Raw genomic sequence first — 1539 nt, 5'->3', positions numbered from 1 at the left:
CGCCGTCTGATCAACCTCGGACTCGCCCACACCAACGGCATCTGGACTGTCATCCCGATCACTGCATAGCAAAAGGGTGAGCCGACTCATGCCGACTCACCCAGCAAGATCTTCAGGACACTCCTAGGGGTAGCGCTGCTCTCCGGAGGCCGCTTCCTTTTCCCAGGCATTCCTCGGTGTTCAAGGACTGGCGCGGCTACCATCGCGACGCGATCTCGGTTCCTTTCGTCCGCAGTAATCCGTTTGTGTATCACCACAGCCCGCTGTCAGTATGAGGGCCCATGCGTCACCCTCTTGACACGCTGGACTGGCCGATTTCCACGGAGCGGCTGCTGTTGCGCCGGGCTGCCCCCGACGACCTGGACGCGACCTGGGCCTTCCGGCAGCTGCCGGAGACTCACGAATGGGTCGCGGCCGCCACAGAGACCTACGACGACTACCGTGAGCGTTTCCTCCGCAAGGAGCGGCTCGTAGACCTGCTCATCGTCGAACTGGACGGCCGGGTGATCGGCGACCTGACACTGAAGGTCCAGGACGGTTGGGCGCAGGAAGAGGTCGCTGACCAGGCGAAAAGCGTCCAAGGAGAGCTCGGGTGGACGCTCGATCCCTCCTACGGCGGCAAGGGCTACGCCACCGAAGCGGTACGCGCCCTCATCGACATCTCCTTCAAGAGTCTTGGCCTGCGCCGCCTTCACGCGGACTGCTTCTACGACAACGAACCCTCGTGGCGGCTGATGGAGCGGGTCGGGATGCGCCGCGAACAGCACACGGTGAGAGACTCACTCCACCGCACCAAGGGATGGCTCGACGGTCTCTCATACGCGCTCCTGGCCGAGGAATGGCCCGCTCACGAGTGACTGCGGCGGAGACGCTTGGGAGCCCTCGCCGGGACGAAGATCACGCTGTCACTCATACACGCGGCCGCTCTCCTGCCGGCGCTGCGGCTGGTGACGCGGACCCGAGCGGGGGGCCCAGTGGATCGCCGCGGCCCAGGCCGTAGGTCTGACGGTCGAAGTCTTGTCCGTCGAAGTGCCGGACGTCAGCCACGACGCCGCGATCATCGAGGTGGACGGCAACCCAGTACGTGATCACCGTACGGTACGACGAGATCACCCCCGTCCCCGCAACAGTGCAGTAGTCCCGGACATCGGGGTCGAGGAACCGGCGGACAGCCGGTGGCTCTGAGAAGGATCTTGATTGCAGTGAGCTGAGGCTGTCCCTGGTTGCGAAGCTTCCTTAGCTCGTTGGGCATCGGCGACAACGGGCGGTTCCATCAGGCCACCGGGCTACCCTGTCGTTGTCGATCTTCACTAAGGTGCTGCCACGAGTGCGCCCAGGTTTGTCGCCCACACGGATGTTGGACGTCCTCTGCACGCTCCGGAGGCCACCGCAGACCCACGCGCCGTTGCGCTCGGTCGCGTCCTCGGAGCGGTGTAAAAGGCTCGACGAGGTAGGTGCCGTGAGTGGATCTTAGGCGGCCTCGATAGCGGGTGCCAAGGCCGGATCACCCGTCGGACGAAGCTGAGTGGGTGGGTGAAG

At 64.5% G+C, this 1539-nt stretch carries 1 protein-coding gene; it reads left to right on the top strand.

Annotated features, from left to right (window positions below):
• Positions 1-281: 281 nt before the first annotated feature.
• Positions 282-857: a GNAT family N-acetyltransferase gene (locus tag C1J01_RS47980; RefSeq protein ID WP_111185800.1), complete on the top strand. Its 576-nt coding sequence runs from the start codon at positions 282-284 to the stop codon at positions 855-857.
• The last annotated feature ends 682 nt before the right edge of the window (positions 858-1539 follow it).

The organism is Nonomuraea aridisoli (assembly GCF_003236395.1).
Taxonomy (GTDB): Bacteria; Actinomycetota; Actinomycetes; order Streptosporangiales; family Streptosporangiaceae; genus Nonomuraea; species Nonomuraea aridisoli.
Note: the sequence above shows the minus strand (reverse complement) of the source record. Positions and strands in the feature narration are given on the sequence as shown.

What these genes read in the sequence shown, in the direction of transcription:
- C1J01_RS47980 (WP_111185800.1), top strand. Translation starts at nt 282, where the DNA reads ATGCGTCACCCTCTTGACACGCTGGACTGGCCGATTTCCACGGAGCGG.